The sequence below is a fragment of the Bacillus sp. EU63 genome (assembly GCF_038592915.1).
Lineage (GTDB): Bacteria > Bacillota > Bacilli > Bacillales > Bacillaceae > Bacillus > Bacillus velezensis.
Genome location: NZ_CP151944.1, coordinates 613913 through 636484 on the forward strand (window position 1 = coordinate 613913; position 22572 = coordinate 636484).

The window sequence follows — 22572 nt, forward strand, 5'->3', positions numbered from 1 at the left end:
CATCATAAAAGGACATGATAACGCAAAGGCCTCTCATGAGACATGGAGGCCTTCTCTATGTTGAGACTCGTAAAAGGGAGGTCTAACTTGATGCCGTTTGATTATTGTTTTGGAGATTTACCAACGAACGGACGCCGTCGATCATTTTACTGCCGCAAAGGGGGCAAGTCGGGGTATCACTGCCGGCAAAATTCTTTCTGCTCCAGCCGATACAGTCCTCTTTTGTGCATTCCCACGTACTGACATCTTCTTTAGGCAGCGGTTCCTGATTACGTTTGTTGTAGTAAGACATAAAGTCACTTCTTCCCTTATGAATTTTCGTGCACTCCTTCATTGTCTCATACTTTTCCCTAATCTCCTAATTCCTTTTTCTATCCAGATTTCCAATGAGGGTGCATCGTCTTCCTGTTATTACAGTATATGCAAATAAGTGTCTTCTTATTTTTTCTTTTTGGATAAATGAAAAAAGCCCCTTCTGGAGAAAAGGGGGAGATGTTTGTTTACTGCTTATCCGTGACGTCCATCGGTCTCATCATGTCGTAATCTTCGTGCTCTAAAATATGACAGTGCCATACGTAGCGTCCGCTGTATGGAGCGAAAGTCGCCGCGATTCTGATGACTTCCCCCGAGTGCGCCTGCACGGTGTCTTTCCAGCCTTTTTCACTTGGAGGAGGCGGGACGGCGGGGCCTGTATACACAATGTCGCCGAATTTGTTATAACGCTCTAAGTCAAAAGGACGCCGGTCAAGGATTTGGAAGGACACAAGGTGCAGGTGTATCGGATGGGTTCCCCCCATCGGATTGATAATCGACCAGATTTCCGTTGTGCCGAGCTTCGGCGCTTCTGTCACAGGATCATGCCATCGCTTGTTATTCAGCGTCAAAACGGGCCGGCCGTATTTGTCTTGCGTATTTGTGAGTTTAAGCGTCCTGATATTGTGTATTCTCTTTGATGTCACATTAGGCATTGTTGAAAGATATTTAGGCTTCCGGCTTGTGTCTTCTCCCTTCAGCGGTTTTGTGACGCGGAATTGCATCACATTGGCGTCTGTATCCGGATCGGCGTCGCCCCCGCAGCCGGTGCCGTTCGTTAAAATGATATGTTCTCCGTCAAAAGCGGAGAAATCAATCAGCACATCATACCGCTCTGCCGGGGCTAAGCTGATAGATTGTGTTTTGACAGAGCGGGGAAGCAGTCCGCCGTCAGAACCGATTTGGATAAACTTCCCGCCGTTATTGAGCGAGAGAGAAAATGTTCTCGTATTGGAGGCATTAAGGATGCGGAAGCGATATGTCCGCGGTTCAACTTCCATATACGGCCACGCTTTACCATTAACGAGAATGGTATTTCCGCAAAAAAACGGGACGATGGAAGGATCGGGCAGCGTTTCGGAAGGGTTAGCAGGTCCGCTCGGATAAGACAAGGAACCGTCGTCATTTAACGTGCGGTCCAAAATCATAAGCGGTACGTCATACTCTCCGGAGGGAAGCTTCAGCTGCTTTTCTTTTCGCTCGCGGATGATATACATCCCGGCAAGCCCGGCGTACACATTGAGCCTCGTAATCGCCATGGCGTGATCGTGATACCATAACAGAGCCCCGCGCTGTTTGTTTGGATAATGGTATACCTCTTTCTCAAAATAAGGACCCGTTTCCTTAAAATCCTTTGTGAACCATGCTTCCGGGTAGCCGTCGCTGTCCGGCGGGGTTGCTCCTCCGTGTAAATGGACGACGGTTTTGACATCGGGTTCCTGATGGCCGCTTTCTGAATGGTGAATGGTATGATCCACGGGCAGAAAATGCTTATCCGGAAGGTCATTCATCCATTTAATATAGACGTTCTCATCTTGGTTCACGTCGATCGTCGGGCCGGGAAATAAACCGTTATACCCCCACAGCCGGGTCGGCGGGAGATCGCGGTGCAGCTTGTGAAAGCATTCCTTCATGGTGACTTCATAATACGTGCTGCCGTCTGATTTCTTCTGCGGCTGGAGTGTTTCGATAATCGGCAGTTCATCTGCAAATTTTTCTAGTGCCATTTTTCATCCTGTCCTTATCATTTATTGAAATCCTGTACTACAGTTAATGCTGCCTGGAACAGGTTGGTTAAAAAAACACCCGCCCTTTTTTGAGGGGGGTGTTTGCGGTTATTGCGCAACCCGGCTTTCGGAAGCGCTCTCTTTCGGTTTTTGTTTTTTGCGGAATACATATGAGGCAAGCACCAGCAGAGTAATAAATCCTGTCAGCAGAAATTCAGACCGCATTGAACTGATAAACAGCATAGATAACAAGATGGCGCAAATGGCGATGATCGTCAGGTAGGTTAAGTACGGATAGAACCACATTTTGATTTTAAGAGATTCAGGGTTTGTCCGTTCGATTTTCTTTCTCATTCTCAGATGTGAGACGGCGATGACGAGATAGACGAGCAGTGCGATCGCCCCTGATGAATTGACCAGAAATAAGAATACGGAGTCGGGAGAAAAGTAGTTCATAACAACGGCAATATAGGAGAAAAAGGTGCCGGCGATAATGGCTTGAACCGGTACGCCTCTTTTACTCAGTTTCATAAAATGCCGCGGCGCTTCATTTCGTTCTGCCAGTGAATACAGCATCCGTGACGTCGTATAAAGCCCGGAGTTCAGGCAGGACAGAACGGCTGTCAGGACGATAAAATTCATGATTTGAGCGGCTGCGGGAACCCCGATATGGCTCAAAACGGCAACGAAGGGGCTTTCCAAAATATTGGCTGAATCCCACGGCAGCAGTGTGACCACAACCGCAATGGAGCCGACGTAAAAAATAATGATCCGCCAAACGACTGAGCGGGTCGCCTTTGTGACGGATTCGACCGGATTTGACGTTTCTCCCGCTGCGATTGCGACGATTTCAGATCCCATGAAAGAAAAAATGACAACGACGATGCCGAGCAGAACGGAACTTGGACCTTTAGGGAAAAATCCGCCGCTGCCCGCCAGATTTTCCAGCCCGACCGGCTTGCTGCCGGGGATGATTCCGAAAATGAACGCAAATCCCGCGATTAAGAAGACAACGATCGTCGCTACCTTCACTAAGGAAAGCCAGTATTCAAATTCGCCGAACGATTTAACTGAATAAATATTCGTCAGTGTTAACAGCACGGTCAGAAGCAGACTCGTCAGCCATAACGGAATGCCCGGGAACCAGTACTGTATGATTCCGGCGCCTGCAATGGCTTCAATGGCAATGACGATGACCCAGAAAAACCAATACAGCCATCCGATCGTAAAACCGGCCCAAGGACCGATGGCGTCATGCGCGTACTGTGAAAACGAACCGCTTGTCGGGTTGACGGAGGACATTTCCCCCAGCATTCTCATAATAAAAATCACTAATAATCCTGCTAAAGCGTAGGAGACAATCGCTCCGGGTCCGGTGGAATGAATGACGGATCCGCTTCCGACAAATAATCCGGCGCCGATCACGCCGGCAATTGAAATCATAGTCATATGCCGGGTTTTTAATCCCTTTGATAAAGAGTTAGGCTGATTCATTCTTTGCCTCCTTTTGGCTTGTTTATGCTGAATATTCCGACAAGTATTATTCTATCATAAATGCCACAGACAGTTGAAAATGATGTAAGAAAATATGACATTTTTTCTCGTCCGTACAGCAGAAGGTGCCGGAAGGAAAAGAAATAATTTTCTGTTATTTTTGTGTTTTAATGGGTTTGAAAATAATTCCATGAACATAGGGTGGCGAGAATCCTTGATACGATTGGGATGAGAGGGGTTTCGTGAATAAAAATAAGTTTCCTGAGCGCATAAATGTTCTATGCTTACTATTTTTCTGTGGAAAGTGAATCATGTTTCTATAGACCCACTGTGTCTTCGCTTTGTATGATAATGAAGGAAAAATTGAACGGGAAGGAGGATTTTCAGTGGAGAGATATCATGAATTGAAAAAAGGCGAAACCGGAGCGATTGTCAGTATTGGCGCATATGCGGCATTGTCGGCTGTGAAGCTTGTGATCGGTTATTTGTTTCACTCAGAAGCGCTTCAGGCCGACGGTTTAAATAATACGACTGATATCGTGGCATCTGCGGCTGTTTTCATCGGTTTGCGCATCTCTCAGAAACCTCCTGACGAAGATCATCCTTACGGCCATTTTCGGGCAGAGACCGTCGCGTCACTCATCGCTTCCATTATTATGATGCTTGTCGGAATGCAAGTGCTGTTCAGCGCCGCGCAATCTATTTTTTCCGTTAAAGAGGAAACACCGGATATGATAGCCGCCTGGACGGCCGCGGGGAGCGCCGTCGTGATGCTGGTGGTCTACCGCTATACGAAAGGGCTTGCCAAAAAGGTAAACAGCCAGGCCCTTTCAGCTGCGGCCGCTGATAATAAATCAGATGCGCTCGTCAGTATCGGCACGTTTATCGGAATTTTTGCTTCACAGTTCCATTTGGCTTGGGTGGATACGGTTACCGCGTTTATCATCGGGGTGATCATCTGCAAAACCGCGTGGGATATTTTTAAGGAATCCTCTCATTCGCTGACTGACGGTTTTGATGTCAAACATATTTCTGATTATAAAAAGACGATTGAACAGATTGCGGGCGTCAGCCGTTTAAAAGATATTAAAGCGAGATATCTGGGCAGCTCCGTTCATATTGATGTCGTCATTGAAGTGCCGTCTGATCTGAACATTAAAGAGAGTCATGAGATCGCAAATGAGGTAGAACGCAAGATGAAAGAGGAACATGCCATTGACCATTCACACGTTCATATGGAGCCTCTCCAGCTGAAATAAAGCTTCCTTTCTAAAGGGAGCTTTTTCCTTTTTCAGACTGGAAACAATTCGCTGGAAACGTTTTTTTATACTGTTTATATTTTGTGGTAAAGTTAGGTTACGATAATTGAAATTTGAGAGATGACTAGGAGGAGAAGAATGGCTTATAAAGAAGAGCTGCATCCGCTGCTGGAGAAAGCCGTTGAGCATATTGAAAACATCATCATAGGAAAACGGGATATCGCCATACTCAGTCTGGCCGCCATTCTTGCAAAAGGGCATGTGCTGCTGGAAGACGTGCCGGGAGTCGGAAAAACGATGATGGTCCGCGCTTTGGCCAAGCTGATCGGAGCTGACTTTAAGAGGATTCAGTTCACGCCGGATCTTCTGCCGTCAGACGTGACGGGTGTCTCTATTTATAATACGAAAACGATGGAATTTGAATACCGCCCGGGACCGATCATGGGGAATATCGTGCTGGCTGATGAAATTAACAGAACCTCTCCGAAAACGCAGTCTTCCCTGCTTGAGGCGATGGAGGAAGGGAATGTCACGATTGACGGAAAGACAATGCGGCTGGCTGAGCCGTTTTTCGTCATGGCCACACAAAACCCGGTTGAATATGAAGGAACGTATCCGCTTCCCGAAGCCCAGCTTGACCGGTTTTTATTTAAGCTGCGCATGGGCTACCCGACTGCCGAGGAAGAGCTTCAAGTTCTGTCTTTGCAGGAAGGGCGCAATCCGCTTGAAACAATCGAGCCCGTCATTTCTAAAGAACAGTTTATCAGCCTTCAGCAAAAACTGGAGCAGGTGCGGGTGGATGATGGAATTAAAGCGTATATCGTCGGCATTACTCAGCATACCCGCCGGCATCCGTCCGTACATCTGGGCGTAAGTCCGCGTGGTTCAATCTCATTAATGAAAGCCGCGCAGGCGTACGCGCTGCTTCATGACCGCGATTACGTCATTCCTGATGACGTCCAGTATTTGGCTCCGTATACGCTGCCGCACAGAATGATCTTGACCGCCGAGGCGAAATTTAACGATGTGACGCCGGAAGCGATTATAGAAGACATCATGCAAACGGAAAAAGTGCCCGTTCAAAGGATGTCGGTCCGCTAATGAGAAAGAAGATGCATTGGCTTCTATATGGCTGGAAGCTGCTTATGTTGGCCGTACTGACGGCGGCTGTCTTTTCTTATGCCATGTTTCAGGGCGGATTTGTGAGCTGGTTTTTATTTTATGCGTTTTTGCCGTTTACCGTTTACGCCGGGCTGGTCGCTGTGTACCCGCTGCGGGCGTTTCAGGTGACGCGTGACGTGTCCTCTGCCCAGTTAACCTCAGGCGACAGGCTGTCTGTCACCATCAGGCTGACGAGGCGCCTGCCGTTTCCGCTGACATATATGGTCATTGAAGATGTGATGCCGGAAACGCTTGGCGAGAGGCGCAGTGCGAAACAGCTCGTGTTTCCGTGGTTTCAAAGGAAGCTGACGTTACAATATGAGCTGCCGCAGGTGCCGCGCGGAGAGCATCATTTACATACGATAAGAGTGCGGACGGGAGATGTTCTCGGGCTTTTGGACAAGACGGCGTCGTTTTCCGTTACGGATACGGTTCTGGTTTTCCCGGCGTACGGGTCTGTTCACTATAAGCCGCAGGCCGCATCCGGAGAAGAGGGTGCGGCTGCCGGCGCTCCGTTTCAGGTACACCGCTCCGCAATGGCTGCGAGCGTCAGAAATTATCAGCCGGGCGACCGGTTTTCCGCACTTGACTGGAAAACATCAGCGCGGCGAAATGAGCTGATGACGAAGGAATTTGACCCGCTGCAGAGTGTGAATATGACTCTCCTTTTGGACTGCAGGCCGTCCCCATCGTTTGAAGCCGCGGTATCAGCTTCGGCATCCCTGCTTTACACGGCGCTTGTGAAGGGCTCTCCCGCAGGATTTATTTCATTGGGGAGCGACCGGACCGTATTTCCCGTCCGGGAGGGAGACCGGCATTTCAGAAAGATGCTGCGTTACCTGGCATCAGCTTCAGAATCGGAAGAAGCTGATGCAGGCGGGCGTTTAGGAAAAGAGCTGGCGGATCCGCGCGTCCGCAAAGCTTCCATTGCCGTCGTGACGGGCAGTCTTACAGAAGACCTTCTCAAACAGGCTGAGCCCGGCCGTGCTGACATGACGGTGTTTTTGGCGAAAGAAACGAATGCCGCGCTTTCAGAGAAAGAACGGAAACTCGCTCTCATCTTCGCTCAAAAAAATATTAAGGTGCAAATGATCAGGGACAAACGGGTGTCCCATGTTGTTTAGAAAGAGAGGTGGCGCGCCATGCCGCATGACGAGAACCAGGGAAGCAGGCTGAGTCTGCTGCTGTTTTATTTTCTCGCTTTTTTATTGTTATGGGAATGGCTCAGGCCGCTGCACAATTTTACAGATACAAAACATACCGGTTTTTTCATCGTTTTTATCGGTTTGGCATTTCTGCTGTCATTCTTCCGGATGAGGTGGTACGTCACCGTGCCGTCCTGCATTCTGTTTACGTTGATCAGTATTCACATCCTGTTTTATAAAGGTTCGGTTTTTCAGCCGGAATGGCTCGTTTCTTTTTTGCGGGACGTGATGCAAAATGCCCGCCACATCGGGTCCGGAAGATGGAATGACATGAATCCGTCATTCCGCACATTGCTGTTTTTTGTGCTTTTATGGCTGCTCGTGTATTTGCTGCATTACTGGGTGATCTATCAGCGGAAAATATTATTCTTTTTTATCATGACGGTGGCGTATATCACCGTGCTTGATACGTTTACTCCTTATGATGCCGCGTACGCCGTCATCCGGATCGTCTTTATCGGCTTTTTGATGATGGGGCTTTTGTATATGGAGCGCATCCGGCTTACGGAACACATAGCGTTTAAAAAAAGATTGATACTCAAATGGTTTCTGCCGCTGATGCTGTTTATCTGCGCTTCCGTCGTGTTCGGGCTGGCGGCTCCGAAATCAGACCCGAACTGGCCGGACCCCGTGCCGTTTCTTAAAAAAATAACAAACCACAAGGAAGTGCCCGCCGCCGAAAGCAAAATCGGCTACGGCAATCATGATGAAACATTGGGCGGCCCTTTTCAGCAGGATGATACGCCGGTTTTTACATGGAAGGGAAAAGAACGGGCGTACTTCCGGGTGGAAACGAAGGATACATACACGGGGAAAGGCTGGGTGGAGACCGATCAGGGCATGTCCTATAAACTGAACGGCGGCAACGTGGAAGATATATGGTTTGACCGGAGTGTGCAGACGAGCCGGTATACGGCACAGGTGTCCATTGATGAGAATTATCTCTATAATCACGTCATGTATCCGATCGGCGTCTCCAATATTAAACCGAAGCACTCGATTCAGCTTGAAATGAACGGAAACACCGAGCAAATTACGCCGGTCAGTGAACAAGTGGGCAACATCCGCAATATGGGACGGTACACGGTGACTTTTCAGGCGCCCGTCTTTAAGCTGAATGATCTCAGAAAAGTGAAAGTGAAACGATACCGTGAGCAGAATCAATTCAATGACCGGTATTTACAGGTCCCCGACAGCCTTCCGAAAAGAGTGAGACAGCTTGCGGACAGACTGACGCGGGATCATCATAATATGTTCGATAAAGCGAAGGCGATCGAGGATTATCTCGGATCTTCCGCATTTTCGTATCATACACAGGATGTCGCGGTTCCGGAGCCCAATCAGGATTATGTCGATCAATTTCTGTTTGAAACGAAAAGAGGATATTGTGATAACTTTTCATCGGCAATGGCTGTGCTGCTCCGCTCTGCGGGAATTCCCGCCCGTTGGGTGAAGGGCTATACATCCGGCGAATATAAAGGGGCAGGCGACCATAACGGCCACATTTATGAAGTCACAAACAATAACGCCCATTCGTGGGTAGAAGTGTATTTTCCCGATCAGGGCTGGGTGACGTTTGAGCCGACAAAAGGCTTCACCAATCCGACGGAGTTTACGTCAGAGCAAAATCATACCGCGGCAAAAGACAGCGGAGGCTCAGCGGGGAATTCGGATTCACCGTCTGACAAGCAGCGTCAGGAAACAAAGCCGGAAAAAGAAGAAACACCGAAAAAGCGGGATCACAGTGCGGCACCGCAGCCTGTGATCCGCAACAAAACCGCGGCACACCTGTGGCCGTATGCAGCCATCGTCATCGTGATTTCAGCCGCGGCGGCACTCGCCTGGCTGCTCCGGGCGCGCTGGATTCCGCACGTTACAGCAGCCAGATTGAAGCGGCGAACGGATGAAGACGTCTTTTTCGACGCATATGCCGCGCTGCTCCGCCAGCTGAAACGAAAAGGATTCAGCAGGGGAGACGGAGAAACACTGCGCGATTTTGCCGCGAGGATTGACGAGGCGTACCATACAAACGACATGTCCGAGCTGACGCTGCTCTATGAGCGGGCCTTATACCGCAGGGATAATGCAGCGGAGCTTTGGAATGAATCGGGACAGTTGTGGGAAAATATAATTAAAAGAAGATAGTCTTGACCGCATATCGTCCTGTTGTTAGAATAAATGAATGTTAAATGGGAGCCCGGGAGCGTTAAAAAGCCGGGCTTCCGGACAAGTCTTGCCGACAGAGGGCTGAACGTGTGTCCTCCGTTTTTTCTGTGTCAAAAACTTAGAGGAGATTAGGTGACAACCATGACGAAGTTAGTGAATGAAATGATTCTTGTTCTTGATTTCGGCAGTCAGTATAACCAGCTGATTACCCGCCGGATCCGTGAATTTGGCGTATATAGCGAGCTGCATCCCCATACGTTGACAGCTGAGGAAATCAAAGAAATGAATCCAAAAGGAATTATCCTTTCAGGCGGACCAAACAGTGTATATGATGAAGGATCTTTCCGCTGTGATGAAAAAATCTTTGAACTTGATATTCCTGTATTGGGCATCTGCTACGGCATGCAGCTGATGACTCATTACCTCGGAGGGAAAGTCGAGGCGGCAAGCCAGCGCGAATACGGAAAAGCGAGCATTCAGATTCAAGGAACTCCTGACTTGTTCAAAGATCTTCCGGAAGAACAAGTTGTCTGGATGAGCCACGGCGACTTAGTCGTACAAGTGCCGGAAGGGTTTACGGTAGACGCGACAAGCCATCACTGCCCGAACTCGGCGATGAGCAAAAAAGACAAAAAATGGTACGGTGTTCAGTTCCATCCGGAAGTCCGTCATTCAGAATACGGAAATGACCTTCTGAAAAACTTTGTCTTCGGGCCTTGTGAATGTAAAGGCGAATGGTCAATGGAAAACTTTATCGAAATCGAAATGCAAAAAATCCGCGAAACCGTCGGAGACAAACAAGTGCTTTGCGCTTTGAGCGGCGGAGTCGATTCTTCTGTCGTAGCCGTTTTGATTCATAAAGCGATCGGCGACCAGCTGACTTGTATTTTCGTAGATCACGGCCTTCTCCGCAAAGGCGAAGCGGAAGGCGTCATGAAAACGTTCAGCGAAGGCTTTAATATGAATGTCATTAAAGTTGATGCGAAAGACAGATTCTTAAACAAGCTGAAAGGTGTTTCTGATCCTGAGCAAAAACGCAAAATCATCGGCAACGAATTCATTTACGTGTTTGATGATGAAGCGGACAGGCTGAAAGGAATCGACTACCTTGCACAAGGAACGCTTTACACAGACATTATTGAAAGCGGAACGGCAACTGCGCAAACGATCAAATCGCACCACAATGTCGGCGGACTTCCTGAAGATATGCAGTTTGAACTGATCGAACCGCTGAACACTCTTTTCAAAGATGAAGTGCGCGCGCTCGGCACAGAGCTCGGCATCCCGGATGATATCGTATGGCGTCAGCCGTTCCCGGGCCCTGGACTTGGCATCCGCGTACTCGGCGAAGTAACGGAAGAAAAACTTGAGATCGTTCGTGAATCAGACGCGATTCTGCGTGAAGAAGTGGCGAACCACGGCCTTGAGCGCGACATCTGGCAGTACTTCACGGTTCTTCCTGACATCCGCAGCGTCGGCGTCATGGGAGATGCGAGAACGTATGATTACACAATCGGTATCCGTGCCGTAACATCAATTGACGGCATGACATCTGACTGGGCGCGTATCCCTTGGGATGTGCTTGAAGTGATTTCGACACGGATCGTCAATGAAGTGAAACACATCAACCGCGTCGTGTATGACATTACGAGCAAGCCGCCTGCAACGATTGAGTGGGAATAAGAAACTAAAATGATTTGAATTGAAAAAGCCTATTTTACAGTGTTTATTGTGATGATAAACTTGTGAAATAGGCTTATATTAATTTGATTCCCCCCAAAACTCCCCCCCAATAAGACATATTTACTTATGATATTCCAATGCATTTAATTCAATTTATTGTAGCAATGAATAATAATGATTTTTTATGATTCAATTTGGAAGTTCCACTTATTAGATGATATAATAATATTAAAGATTCTATAAGATTCTTCATTTGGAAGGAGTTTTGACTATGGCAAAAATGGGACGAAAAGTATCTTATAATTTGACCTTAGCTAATGAAGAAAAAGAAAGAAAAGTTCGTGAGAAATGGGAAGAAGAAGGGGGGAGAGTCACTACTGCTTATGTTTTGAATAAAGCAATGGCTTTGTTGTATGAGAAAGAATTCCCTGAGGACGTAGATAATAATAAAAATGATAAAAAATAATAAAATCATAAGTATATTGACTAATCCGATAAGGTACTCTTATCGGATTTTTTTATGTGAATTCAAGAAGATTTAAGATGATTTAAGAAGATTACGGTTGACTTTGTGATCTTTAAATAATATTCTTTAAGAGTATTAAGGAATATTTGATATTCTTTAAGGATATTTACCGAGTTTGGGGAGGTGTTAATTAAAATGTTTGAAGAAGAACTTGAAAATTTGTCAGAAGAAGAACAACTTGAGGTCATTGAGTATTTAGGTGAGTATATGGAATCTGTTGCTCTTGGAAACGGTGATTATCGTATTGGTTCAAATGACGAGATTATTGTTGAAGACTAATTTACAAAAGGTAAGAAGGGATGAAAAATGATACAAGGATTACCAGAGCAAGTTTTGAAGAAGGTTCATGCACAAGAAGGAAAAATAAGAGGAACAAAAAATGTTCCTGACAATATCTTGGTAGCTAATGCACAAAAAGAGTTAGAGGAAATTTTTTCTGGTGCTGGACGTGTAAACCCTAAATACGCTAGAGAGACATTGATAGCACTGAATTATGCAAAAGAAAATCACCATTTTACTACTGGGAGATCTATGCTAGATGACATTATCAATCATAAGAGAATTGTATTTAACAATTATCTTATCGAGTATCGGTGAACTAAATAGAGAGTGGCTAAACTAGTTACTCTCTAATTTATTGCAAAATCAGAAGAAGTGTCTCTGGAGGGGAAGATGAAAAATAAAATTAAAGTAGTAATCAAATTTATTCTTGAGACCATAGTTAGTCTATTACCGTTATGCATCTCTTATATACTATTAAGCATGTGGCTATCTAATGTTACAGATTTCGGTAGGACATTTGTGGTTCCTTCTGGAACAGATTTTAAAGAAGTTTATGGGTCTGCAGTAAAATACGGCTGGATAGAGTTTGATACCTTGGGTCAAGGAATTAAGAATTACAATTTTGAAGTTTCCAAAGTTTTTTGGGGAGGGTTAATATCTGTAATTCTTTTAGTTTTAATTGGCAAGCTAATTTACATAGTACTAGTAAGGTTGCTAGAGAAACGAGTAAAAATAAAACGTTTAATTGAGAAGGGGTGAACGCATGAATGTTCAGACACTTACCAATATGTTGAGTAGAAATAAGAATGATTGGAAGCAAGTTGTTTATCCACAGAAGAAAAATAAATTATTAATATATTTTCTTGTAATATTCATTCTTATGCTGACTATATTCTTGGTTCAAGTGTCAAATGCCATTCCTCCGTTAATTATCAATGTTCCATTGATTTATCGTTCAATAAGTTTTAGTTGGCTTGTTGAGCTGATAATACTGGTTCTATGGGGATATTCTATTTATAAAGCAATTAGGTTTTACTCTAAGCTAGTTAAAAGAAATAAGTCTTGGATTGCGAATAATCTAGCTTACATGATAGGTTCCTTAAAATTATATGATGAAGAATTCTTTGAAACGACCAATAAAGACGACAAAGTCATTAAAGAAAAGCGAATTGTAAGAGTTATACGCATTTTTTATAGAGAAACTGAAAAACATGTTTGTGTGAGAATAATGCGTGATGGTGACCGTTTTACAAGTGAGGCAACTAAATTAGGAGAAAACTTGGAATCTAGTTTAGGACTAGAGCTAGACTCAAGTAGTCAGACTGTAGATTTTGCTGAATATGTATTTTTAAAGCATAAAGATGAACGTATAGATTTAAATTCTACTGTAACTAACGTAAATGACTCAGATGAAATCAAAATAACCAGCAACATATCTTATGAGCTTCATAAGGTTCCCCATTCCCTCATTGTAGGAGGTACTGGATCAGGAAAGTCATTCTTTATTTTAGGGAAAATTGTAAGTTATTTAAAGCTTTCTCCACAGGCTGATTTACGAATCATTGACCCTAAAAAAGCTGATTTGAGTTTACTTCGATTTGTTACAGGGTTTGAAAGTAAGGTTGCAACTGAAGCTAATCAAATATGTCGAATGTTACGAGAAACTGTCGAATTAATGGAGCGAAGATATACAGATTATTTTAATGATGTATCAGCATTTGGGAAAACGTATAGAGATTTTAATTTACCTGTAGTAATCGTGATTTTTGATGAATTTGCCGCGTTTATGCATTCCGTAGATAAGAAATTAGCTAAAGAAGCCCTAGACTACGTTTTTACTCTGGTTATGAAAGGCAGACAAGCAGGGGTAATGATTGAAATACTAATGCAACGACCATCAGCAGATGACTTACCAACAAATATTAGGGCACAAATGGGCTTTAAAGCTGGATTAGGGGCTATGGATTCGATTGGCTATAACATGATCTTTGACACGAATAATATTGAATATAAGACAGTTACAGAAAAAGGTGGAGGTTATATTCAAATAGATGGACAACACACTGCCCCTGTTTATTTTGAAACTCCCTATATAGATAAAGATTTTGATTTTATAGCCGAAATTGAAAATTTAATGAAGAAGGGTTGAATATCAAAGTAATTGTGAATCGACATTACTGTTAATGGTGGTACAGAATATCAAAGATTACTTTGGCTACCTGGAAAGAGAATGGATGGCAGTATTAAAATGTTTCAGCCTCACCCCACAATTGACCGTCATTTTTTGTGAAGGGTTGAGGCGGTGGCGGAGCCATCCGAACGGAGTGACCGAAAACGTTCACGAAAAATGATGGCCTCATGTTGAGCGTTCTTTGCTCAACATGATTTAACAGCCAAAAAACGCTGCACCCGTTGAGTAACACGGGTGATTCTCCCTCAGCGGAAATCGTGGGAAACGTTGGGGCTCTAGGTATGAAAAGCTGTCGGAAATCCCGAGACTGGGGATTAACTAACTATAAAGTTTTTGTTAAAAAGGAGCTGGAAAACATGGCAAAATTAATCTTGAAGTCTTCAAAACTAATCTCTTTAAATGATTCGGAAAATATCGATTTAGGTGAGTTGCATTTTGATATTTCACAATTCAAAGTTCCCTCAGCTATGGTAGTGCAGAAAGATGATTTTACATCTAGAGTGGCAAGAGAGAGAAATGCAAATGGTGAACTCGTAGAAACTGGAGAGTATACTATTACTTTCAAAGTCTATGACAGAAATTTTATAGAAATGGTCTTGGGGAATGGTAGTACAGAAATTGGTTCTCCTATCACTGTAGTAGTTGAAAAACAAGATAGCTTACCTATCTTTGATAATTATGAAGATGGTGAATTTATTCCTATCACTTTTAAAGGGCTTAATGTGAAACCACGAAAGGTTCAAAAGAAATCTTTTGTGGGACAAGGAAAACCTATGGTAGATACATGGCAATATTCCGAAATAAAAATTGAGGCTGACAGTTATACTATTGGAGAAGTCAATGAGCCGAAAGCTAAGTAATCAGTGTTTAATTGATTATTTGCGATTTTCAATTCCAAATAGCGATTTTACGATAATTGCTAATGAAATATTAGGAATCCCTATCTCCGAATTCTCTTCGGAGGTTAAGGGATCACCTTACCCCACTTATGATGAATCTATAAGTTTTGCAAATATTAAACTTCATTCATCTAAAAATCATAGCAGTATTCTTGTAGATATGTCAGGACAAGCATGTCGCCAATATGAAGAATATATGTCTAGGGTAGATGGGTGGCACTGGCATGGATTCATTTCATTTATTTTAGATAGGCAAGGTAAAATAACAAGAATTGACCTCGCTTTAGATATTTTTGATGATTCAACACCGAGTGTTAAAGTATTACAAGATTATATAAAACGAGGGCAGTTAAGTACAAAAAGTCACAAATTCATTGAAATCAACAGTGGTAGAATCCTTGATGGGAAATTGACAGGTTTTTCATTGTATATTGGCTCATCTCCTCAAATATTGAGAATTTATGATAAGAAACAGGAAAGAAAAGATAATAATGATGAGGTTGTAAATGTTGAAAAGTGGGTGAGGTGGGAACTTGAGTTGACTGACGGAAAGGCTATGCAAGTAGGCTTTCATATGACTGGTGGAAAGCCTCTTAGTGTTATAGTCAAAGGAATTTTGTCAGCTCACTATTGTTTCAAAACTCAGCCTAAAAAAGCTAGTGATTTTCATAATAAAAATAGGTTGCCAACTATGAAATGGTGGCAAAAATTTATAGATGGCATTGAAACGATACCTTTAAAAGTAACTCGTGACAAGATCACTTTAAAGAAAAAGAAAGGCTGGATTGAAAAGTCTACCGTAAAATCAATCAGTATGGTTTATGAGTCATTTGCTAGATTATATGGGGAAGAATATGCTGATCTCTATTTGAAAGAGTTAATACATATGGGGAAAGGAAAAATAACTGAATCTGACCAAACATTAATCGAGCAACGTGTATTAGAACTTATGAGCGAAGATGAATATTAGCGTGGAAAGGGAGTGTTGTAATGGGTACAACAATATGTAAAGATGATTTAATTAAACTGGGATATAAAAAATATCAAGCTATTTCATTAATTAGGCAAGCAAAAGCAATCATGGTGCAAAAAGGTTGTCCTTATTATAACAACAAAAGACTGGGGAGAGTTCCTAGAGACGTGGTTGAATCCATTTTAGGAGTGTCTCTTATAAAAGAAATGAGCAACTCCCAATGAAAAATAAGACGCAACAAACAACGAAATATCCTGGTGTATATGTTGATGATAAAGGAAATTACTTTTATCAATCAGAATTTGGTATTGATCGGGTTACAGGAAAACGAATACGAAAAAAAGGAAGAAAAGACGTTAATGGCAAACCCTTTTCTTCCGCATTCGAAGCTAACAAAGAGTTAACTCGTTTAAAAAGAGAATATCATAAAGTCAACAGTTACGCTAACTATAAAATGACTTACGAGCAATTTATGAATAATGTGTATATACCTTACTATCAAACAGACGTTGAAGAAAGTACATTCTCTGTTAAGCAAAGAATATTGGAAAAGATAAGGGATAGATTTGCTTCTATCCCCCTCCGTTCTATTTCAGTTGAGGACGTGCAAAATTTTCGTACGTGGTTATTAACAAGTCAAGAAAATGGCGGAGCTGGGTATGCTCAGTCTTATGCTAGTCTAATTTTTGGAGTGTTTCGCAAAAGCTTGGATAAAGCTGTAGAAATGCAATACTTGGAGCATAATGTTTCGAAAAAAGTTAAAGCAATCCCAAAAGGAAAAGCAATTGTACCCTATTGGACCAAGCTAGAATTTGAAAAAGTGATAAATCAAATCTATATTGGTGATTTTTATGAACATTTGAATTTCGTTATGTTGTGGGTCTATTATATGTCAGGGATTCGTGTGAATGAAGGAACAGCTTTATATTGGAATGACATTGATTTAACAAAGAAACGTATACGAGTTCATCATATGCTTATTATGAAAAACAGAACGGATTGGAAACGAAATTCATATACAAAAACAGAAGATGGAAAGAGAATAATTGCGCTTGATGATGACACTATAAAAATTTTAAAAGAGTGGAAAAATAGACAAACAGAAGTTGGTTTAGGTAAGGAAAATAATTTTGTCTTTAGTTATGATGGGTTACCGATGATTAAATCAACGATAGCTCGAATTATTGCACGTTATTCTAAGCTTGCAGGAGTAAAAAAGATACAAGCTAAAGGGTTGCGGCATTCCCACGCTTCCTACCTTATTAATGAATTTAACGTTTCGGTTCTTGTTCTATCTCAACGTATGGGGCATTCAAGTCCAGAAATCACTTTAAAACATTATGCTCATATGTGGAGTGGTGCTGATACTGCAATTGCTGATGCAATGACTGGAAATATTGAAATCAAAACTGCTGAACGAACAAAAATCAAATTTAATGGAAATCAAGCATTAAATAAGGTTAACGTAAGAGGTAAAACGGCTATAAAGGAGCAGAAGGAACTTTATAATCATTTGTCTAAGGAGCATTGAGATATGGCTAATACATATAAGCTTTCACTTAAAAATGGTGAAATAGTGGTGTTTACATCAAACATGAACGAACAAGAAATAGACGGATTACCACATTTCGCCAACCAGCATGATTTTTTTAGCTATTTTAAAGACAAAGGAATCATACTTCATGGAATCGTTAAACCACCATTGGTGAATGGCGATGAAAAAGAGTAGTATCCCACCGAGAACCCCACCAAATTAATTTATACAGTTGAGAAACCTAGAATTTTAAAGGGTTTTTGGATACACTATATACAATCGAGTGGGAATAATGAGAAAAGCCTCAAATCTTTTATTTATAAAGATTTGAGGCTTTTTTAATTTACATGGTTCTAGGAATAATGGGCCTTTTATCATTAACACCGGAGAAGATGTGCAGCAGTTTTTTATATATTCGAGTTTTTTAATCAGTTGTATTCCTAATATTCTCCCTATAATTTCATTTTTTCTAATAAAACTGAATTCATAAAATATTCATTTAATAACAAATAATGTATGTTATTATGAATATATACAAATAAAACATATGATGGTTTGAGTTTTCCAAGGGGTTTTTTATCTTCTGCATTCAGTTCTTTAGAAACGCAGAAGGTTTCTAATTTGCAGAAAAAAATGTTGAAAGAGGCTCGGAAGGATGGAAAAACATATTTTATTTTTTAATGCTACTTATATTAAAAAAATTTCTACTTTGGAGACTGCTAAAAATTTGGGCTTGACGGTTTCTGTTGTCGGCCCTGAACTGCCTGAATGGTCGCGGCCATTCGTTGACCATTACATTTCCGCAAATACTTATCAGATTGATGAGACTATAGCTGTTCTGAAGGAAACTGCCAAAGAAAATCCTTTTGATGGAGTCATTACATTCTGGGATAGAGATGTGGTTCCGGTGGCGGTAACTGCCCGAGAACTTAACTTAAAGGGCAGTCCGGTGGAAGCGGCAGAACGGGCTCGAAACAAATGGAAGATGCGTCAATTTTTGAACCGCGCACAAGTTCCTCATCCAAAATATTGCAAATTTACAAATTGGACCGAATTATATCATGCAAGCATTGATATGGAATACCCATTGATCGTTAAACCTGTGGGTGCTTCTGCCAGTAAAGGCGTATTCCGAATATCAAAGCCTGAAGATTTAAACCGCGCATATCAGCAGCTGTTAAACGCTGCGGTGCCGGAAAACGATAAAATGTTTTCTTTTTATCAAAACGAGTATATTGTTGAAGAGTTTATGAACGGACAAGAAGTCAGCATTGAGGGAGTGATTTCCGACGGAGTCATTCACTTTGCAGGTGTTACTGAAAAATGGACGGATCAGTATTTCGAAGAATACCAGCATGCATTTCCCGCCAGGCTGCCGGAGGCTGTGGAACGTGAATTATTCCACATCACCAGTGAAGGGATAAAAGCTTTGGAGCTGAACAATTGTGGTTTTCATGCCGAGGTCATGATCACAGAGAAAGGGTGCAAGATTATCGAGATCAACGGTCGTCTGGGCGGCGATTTTATTACTACCCATTTGGTTCCTCTAGCCAAAGGTATAAATATAACGCGCGCAAACCTATTGGCTGTATTAGGAGAAACAATAAGCTTTGAAGCTTCGAAAAGAAGAGCTGCCTGCGTCAGGTTTTTAATTGCAGACCGTGCTGGTGTGATAGAAAAGTGGGAAGGTGTCGAATCGATCAAAGAAATGCCCGGGGTCGTTGAATTTGTTTTAGAAAAGCAGCCGGGCGATCATGTTGGCCTGCCGCCTGAAAAGTTTCATGATTCCCGGATTGCTTATGTCATCACAGAAGCTGAAGATACAGAAAAAGCGATCGAATATGCTGAAAATGCTTTATCTGAAGTGAGGTGTTTCATCAATGGAGAGGAAAAGACTGTTCCTGATCGGGATTCCTGAAACGCATATTGAGAAGGCCGTTACGAGGGCAAAACAACTTGGTTTTGACGTCTTATTAGGAGATACAGAAGCTTCATTAAAAAAATATGAGCATTTAATAAAGGAAGCTGACCAAAAAATCGCATTAGATTATACCAATCATGAGAATCTATTCTCAGTCGCTAAAGAAATCCATGACAAAGAGCCTTTAGATGCCATATTTACTTTCAAAGAAGCCGGCTTATTCAATGTATCCAAACTTCAGCAGGCATTTCATTTAAAAGGAAATCCTCCGTCTGTGGTGCAAGCATGCCTTGATAAATATACAACGCGCCGGCTTTTAAAAAAGGCAGGACTAAACTCTCCCGATTTTGGATTGTGCAGGAGCGTGGAAGACGTATACGATTTTTGGAATACATCTCAGCATCCTATCATTTTAAAGCCGAGATCTCAGCAAGGCAGTATAGGCGTCATAAAAGTTGAGAAAAAAGAGGACATTGAGGCGTGTTTTAAAGAGTGTTCAAAACATGACGAGGAGAAGTCAGTATTAGCCGAAGAATTTATAGAAGGGCAGGAAATTTCAATAGAAGCCGTTGTCTGCCAAGGCAAGGCCGACATATTTGGTGTGACCGAAAAGCTGCTATACCCCGGGACTTTTGTAGAATCTGGGCATATATCGCCGTATAAACATAAAGAAAAACATCAGGATTTGTATAAGAATCTGGTCAAGGAAGTTGTTCATGTCATGGGGATCGTATTTGGCCCCTTGCATATTGAAGGGTATCACACAAATAAAGGATTTGTGGTTGGCGAGGTACACACCCGCTATGGCGGAGACAACATAGTGACCATTACAGAAATCGCCATGAAATGTGATATGCATACACCTATTTTTGCGGAACTGGCGGGCATCCCATATCAACCGGAAAGGAAACATGCTCAAAGCGAAGTATGCGCCGTTCGTTTTTTAGAAACGAACCAAGGGGTTGTACGCGCAATCAAAGGGATCAGCGATCTCAAAATGATGGGGAATGTAGTAGATTTTCATGTAAATTGCAGTGTCGGTGATAGAATCAGACCGATCAAAAACAGCTACGATAGAGCAGGATGGATGATTGTAAAGGGGAAAAATGAGCGAGAAGTCAATCACGCATTACATGATGCGATTGACAAAATAAAAATAATCATTAGGTGAAGGGGAGAATGATGGTGAAAAACAGAAAATCATCAATTTTTAGAGATGCTTTAAACAGTAAAGGTTTGGTGAAAGTTGCGGGAGCTCATGACGGTTTAAGCGCCAAATTAGCAGAGAAAAACGGATTTAATGCCGTATGGGCAAGCGGTTTGGGAATCTCGGCTGTGCAAACTGTACCTGATGCCAGTATATTAACGATGACTGAATTTCTTGAAGCCGCCGTCATTATGAATGAATCATGCAATTTGCCGGTCATCGCTGACTGTGATTCCGGCTACGGGAACATTCACAATGTCACCCGCGTTTGAAGATCAACAAATAATTGATGCGGAGACATTTTGTCATCTTCTGTTGGAAAAACAGCACGTGTCAGCTGTTCCCGGCACAGCATTCGGAGAGCCGAACAACATTCGTTTGAATTTTGCCATACCAAAGGATCTTATCACAGAGGCTTTGAAAAGAATTAATAATTTTACAACTCAGCTGGCAGTTAAGGTATAACAGAGCGCTGAAAGCTTAAACGAGCCTCTTTATATCTGCATCTAATGTTTAGGCAGGTGGTTTTTTGAAAGGCATACGATTAAGAATTCACCCTGTGGGCTGGAATATCATTTTAGGCACCTTGTTTAGCAGAATGTCAGTCTCGATGAGCATTCCCTTCCTTTCTATTTACCTAACACAAGTAAAAGGTGTTTCTCCTGCTTTAACCGGCATCATTGTTTCAGTAAGTTCGCTGGCTGGGATTGTAATAAGCTTTTACGGAGGGTATTTGTCTGATCTTTTTGGCAGGAAAATTGTGATTATAACGTCTGTATTTTGTTGGGCGCTTGTTTTTGTAAGTTTTATGTTTGCAGATAGTGTACTCGCATTTTTTGTCATCAATGCGCTTAACGGGCTGTGTCAATCTATCTTTGAACCGGCGTCAAGAGCATTATTATCCGATATAAGCAAAGAAGAAAATCGTTTGAAGATGTTTAATTTGCGGTATACTGCGATCAATATCGGCGTAGTTTTCGGTCCTCTTTTAGGCCTTAGATTGGGAGCTGCCAAGACGGCTCTCCCATTTCTGTTCGCAGGTTTTACATATTTTCTTTATGGTCTATCTCTCGTATTTTCATTCCGAAAATTTAAATTAGACGAGAACATTCGAAAAGAAAATAAAACGACTATTGCTACGGCTTTTAATGTGACAAGGAAAGACAAGGTTTTTCTTATCACATTACTTGGAGTGATATTATCAATATCCGGATATGCGCACTTTTCTACAACATTGCCCCAATATTTTGCCGCCAAAATAGAGGACGGGGTGACCATATTTTCATGGCTTTTAGCTTTGAATGCAATTGTCGTCTTAATTGTTCAATACCCTATTGTGAATATCATGAAAAAGTTCCCGCCGATTCATTCAATCATTCTGGGAAATGCTTTAATTAGTTTCAGTTTATTATTTTTTTCGCTATCGGCTAACCCATTCATATGGGGCTCTATCGTCGTGTTTTTCACAATAGGGGAAGTTTTGATTTTTTCGATGGTTGATATGCTGGTGGATGAAATTGCAAAACCAGGCTTCAAAGGGACATACTTTGGAGCAGCAGGCTTTAACCGTTTAGGAAATGTAATCGGTCCTTGGCTGGGAGGGATTCTTCTTTCCTTTTTTGGTGTAAACGGGTCCTTCTATATGTTTTTGATCATTTTTATAACGACAGCCTCGGGAATTCCGGTTTTATTTTTGGCAAAAAAACATCTTGATAAGAGCGGACATTCAAAAGTTGATGTAACAGAATCTCATAGGAGTTAAATGTTTTAACACAATGAAGAATTAATGGCAAAGTCTTTGAACCTCAAAGGTTTAAAGGCTTTTTTCTTTTCAGCAGCGCCCCATCAGAATGGGAAACAAGAGTGTTTATATTTTTGGGGAGAGGAATACAGACTGAACGGCGAACAAAGAAGGTATTAATCTAAGGGACTGACCCCATAAGATGAGACAAATAAAAAACACCTTCAAGTTTGAAAACGGATCGTTGTTATCCGAAATTAGACTTTGAGGCGTTTTTTTTTCATCTTTTTG

Annotated in this window: 23 protein-coding genes; 20 read left to right on the forward strand and 3 right to left on the reverse strand. The window is 42.3% G+C overall.

The genetic code is table 11. The annotated features are described in order from the left end of the window. Positions 1-82: 82 nt before the first annotated feature. From NYE38_RS03185 to gabP, 3 genes are all read right to left on the reverse strand, one after another. On the reverse strand, positions 83-292 hold the full coding sequence (locus NYE38_RS03185) for a cold-shock protein (RefSeq protein WP_007408879.1): 210 nt from the start codon (positions 290-292) through the stop codon (positions 83-85). Between the two features lie 208 nt (positions 293-500). Then, positions 501-2039, reverse strand: a complete 1539-nt coding sequence (gene cotA, locus NYE38_RS03190; protein WP_014417082.1) for an outer spore coat copper-dependent laccase CotA — start codon at positions 2037-2039, stop codon at positions 501-503. A gap of 108 nt (positions 2040-2147) precedes the next feature. After that, positions 2148-3533: a GABA permease gene (gabP, locus tag NYE38_RS03195; protein WP_340803142.1), complete on the reverse strand. Its 1386-nt coding sequence runs from the start codon at positions 3531-3533 to the stop codon at positions 2148-2150. Between the two features lie 386 nt (positions 3534-3919). On the opposite strand from gabP, the gene NYE38_RS03200 reads away from it, so the two are divergent. The 20 genes from NYE38_RS03200 to NYE38_RS03295 all read left to right on the forward strand — a co-directional run bounded on the left by NYE38_RS03200 (position 3920) and on the right by NYE38_RS03295 (position 22302). After that, a complete protein-coding gene (locus NYE38_RS03200) occupies positions 3920-4792 on the forward strand; it encodes a cation diffusion facilitator family transporter (protein ID WP_017419009.1) in 873 nt (290 codons plus the stop codon). A 138-nt stretch (positions 4793-4930) separates the two neighbouring features. Continuing rightward, positions 4931-5893: a MoxR family ATPase gene (locus NYE38_RS03205; RefSeq protein ID WP_012116989.1), complete on the forward strand. Its 963-nt coding sequence runs from the start codon at positions 4931-4933 to the stop codon at positions 5891-5893. Continuing rightward, positions 5893-7077, forward strand: coding sequence for a DUF58 domain-containing protein (locus NYE38_RS03210; RefSeq protein ID WP_017419010.1), 1185 nt, complete (start codon positions 5893-5895; stop codon positions 7075-7077). Before NYE38_RS03205 ends, NYE38_RS03210 begins: the two co-directional genes overlap by 1 nt. A gap of 18 nt (positions 7078-7095) precedes the next feature. Next, complete coding sequence (locus tag NYE38_RS03215) at positions 7096-9303, forward strand: transglutaminase domain-containing protein (RefSeq protein ID WP_017419011.1); 2208 nt, start codon at positions 7096-7098, stop codon at positions 9301-9303. Positions 9304-9465: 162 nt separating this feature from the next. Then, positions 9466-11007 carry a glutamine-hydrolyzing GMP synthase gene (gene guaA, locus NYE38_RS03220; protein WP_017419012.1) on the forward strand — a complete coding sequence of 514 codons (1542 nt, stop codon included), beginning with the start codon at positions 9466-9468 and terminating at the stop codon, positions 11005-11007. Between the two features lie 271 nt (positions 11008-11278). After that, positions 11279-11473 carry a hypothetical protein gene (locus tag NYE38_RS03225; protein WP_224988915.1) on the forward strand — a complete coding sequence of 65 codons (195 nt, stop codon included), beginning with the start codon at positions 11279-11281 and terminating at the stop codon, positions 11471-11473. A 195-nt stretch (positions 11474-11668) separates the two neighbouring features. Beyond that, positions 11669-11812, forward strand: a complete 144-nt coding sequence (locus tag NYE38_RS03230) for a hypothetical protein (protein WP_224988917.1) — start codon at positions 11669-11671, stop codon at positions 11810-11812. Between the two features lie 27 nt (positions 11813-11839). Then, entirely contained in the window at positions 11840-12130 is a 291-nt protein-coding gene (locus tag NYE38_RS03235) for a hypothetical protein (RefSeq protein ID WP_340803129.1), read from the forward strand. A 75-nt stretch (positions 12131-12205) separates the two neighbouring features. After that, entirely contained in the window at positions 12206-12574 is a 369-nt protein-coding gene (locus NYE38_RS03240) for a hypothetical protein (protein ID WP_224988921.1), read from the forward strand. A 4-nt stretch (positions 12575-12578) separates the two neighbouring features. Continuing rightward, positions 12579-13964, forward strand: a complete 1386-nt coding sequence (locus NYE38_RS03245) for an FtsK/SpoIIIE domain-containing protein (protein ID WP_224988923.1) — start codon at positions 12579-12581, stop codon at positions 13962-13964. Positions 13965-14362: 398 nt separating this feature from the next. After that, entirely contained in the window at positions 14363-14866 is a 504-nt protein-coding gene (locus tag NYE38_RS03250; RefSeq protein ID WP_084990958.1) for a peptidase, read from the forward strand. Then, positions 14847-15875: a replication initiation factor domain-containing protein gene (locus tag NYE38_RS03255; RefSeq protein WP_230488040.1), complete on the forward strand. Its 1029-nt coding sequence runs from the start codon at positions 14847-14849 to the stop codon at positions 15873-15875. The genes NYE38_RS03250 and NYE38_RS03255 overlap by 20 nt, the downstream gene beginning before the upstream one ends. Before the next feature lie 20 nt (positions 15876-15895). Then, complete coding sequence (locus NYE38_RS03260) at positions 15896-16102, forward strand: DUF3173 domain-containing protein (protein ID WP_084990903.1); 207 nt, start codon at positions 15896-15898, stop codon at positions 16100-16102. Further along, positions 16099-17409, forward strand: coding sequence for a tyrosine-type recombinase/integrase (locus NYE38_RS03265; protein ID WP_340803128.1), 1311 nt, complete (start codon positions 16099-16101; stop codon positions 17407-17409). The genes NYE38_RS03260 and NYE38_RS03265 overlap by 4 nt, the downstream gene beginning before the upstream one ends. 3 nt (positions 17410-17412) lie before the next feature. Next, entirely contained in the window at positions 17413-17607 is a 195-nt protein-coding gene (locus tag NYE38_RS03270; RefSeq protein WP_231834180.1) for a hypothetical protein, read from the forward strand. A 460-nt stretch (positions 17608-18067) separates the two neighbouring features. Continuing rightward, positions 18068-19330 (forward strand): ATP-grasp domain-containing protein, encoded by a 1263-nt coding sequence (locus NYE38_RS03275; RefSeq protein WP_017419013.1) that lies wholly within the window; start codon positions 18068-18070, stop codon positions 19328-19330. Next, the gene (locus NYE38_RS03280; RefSeq protein WP_340803127.1) at positions 19293-20504 is read left to right on the forward strand and encodes an ATP-grasp domain-containing protein; all 1212 of its coding nucleotides are present in this window, start codon (positions 19293-19295) and stop codon (positions 20502-20504) included. Before NYE38_RS03275 ends, NYE38_RS03280 begins: the two co-directional genes overlap by 38 nt. An 8-nt stretch (positions 20505-20512) precedes the next feature. Continuing rightward, positions 20513-20812, forward strand: a complete 300-nt coding sequence (locus tag NYE38_RS03285) for an isocitrate lyase/phosphoenolpyruvate mutase family protein (protein WP_032864365.1) — start codon at positions 20513-20515, stop codon at positions 20810-20812. Further along, on the forward strand, positions 20796-21005 hold the full coding sequence (locus NYE38_RS03290; RefSeq protein WP_327945690.1) for an aminotransferase class I/II-fold pyridoxal phosphate-dependent enzyme: 210 nt from the start codon (positions 20796-20798) through the stop codon (positions 21003-21005). Before NYE38_RS03285 ends, NYE38_RS03290 begins: the two co-directional genes overlap by 17 nt. A gap of 64 nt (positions 21006-21069) precedes the next feature. Continuing rightward, a complete protein-coding gene (locus NYE38_RS03295) occupies positions 21070-22302 on the forward strand; it encodes an MFS transporter (protein ID WP_340803126.1) in 1233 nt (410 codons plus the stop codon). Positions 22303-22572: the final 270 nt, after the last annotated feature.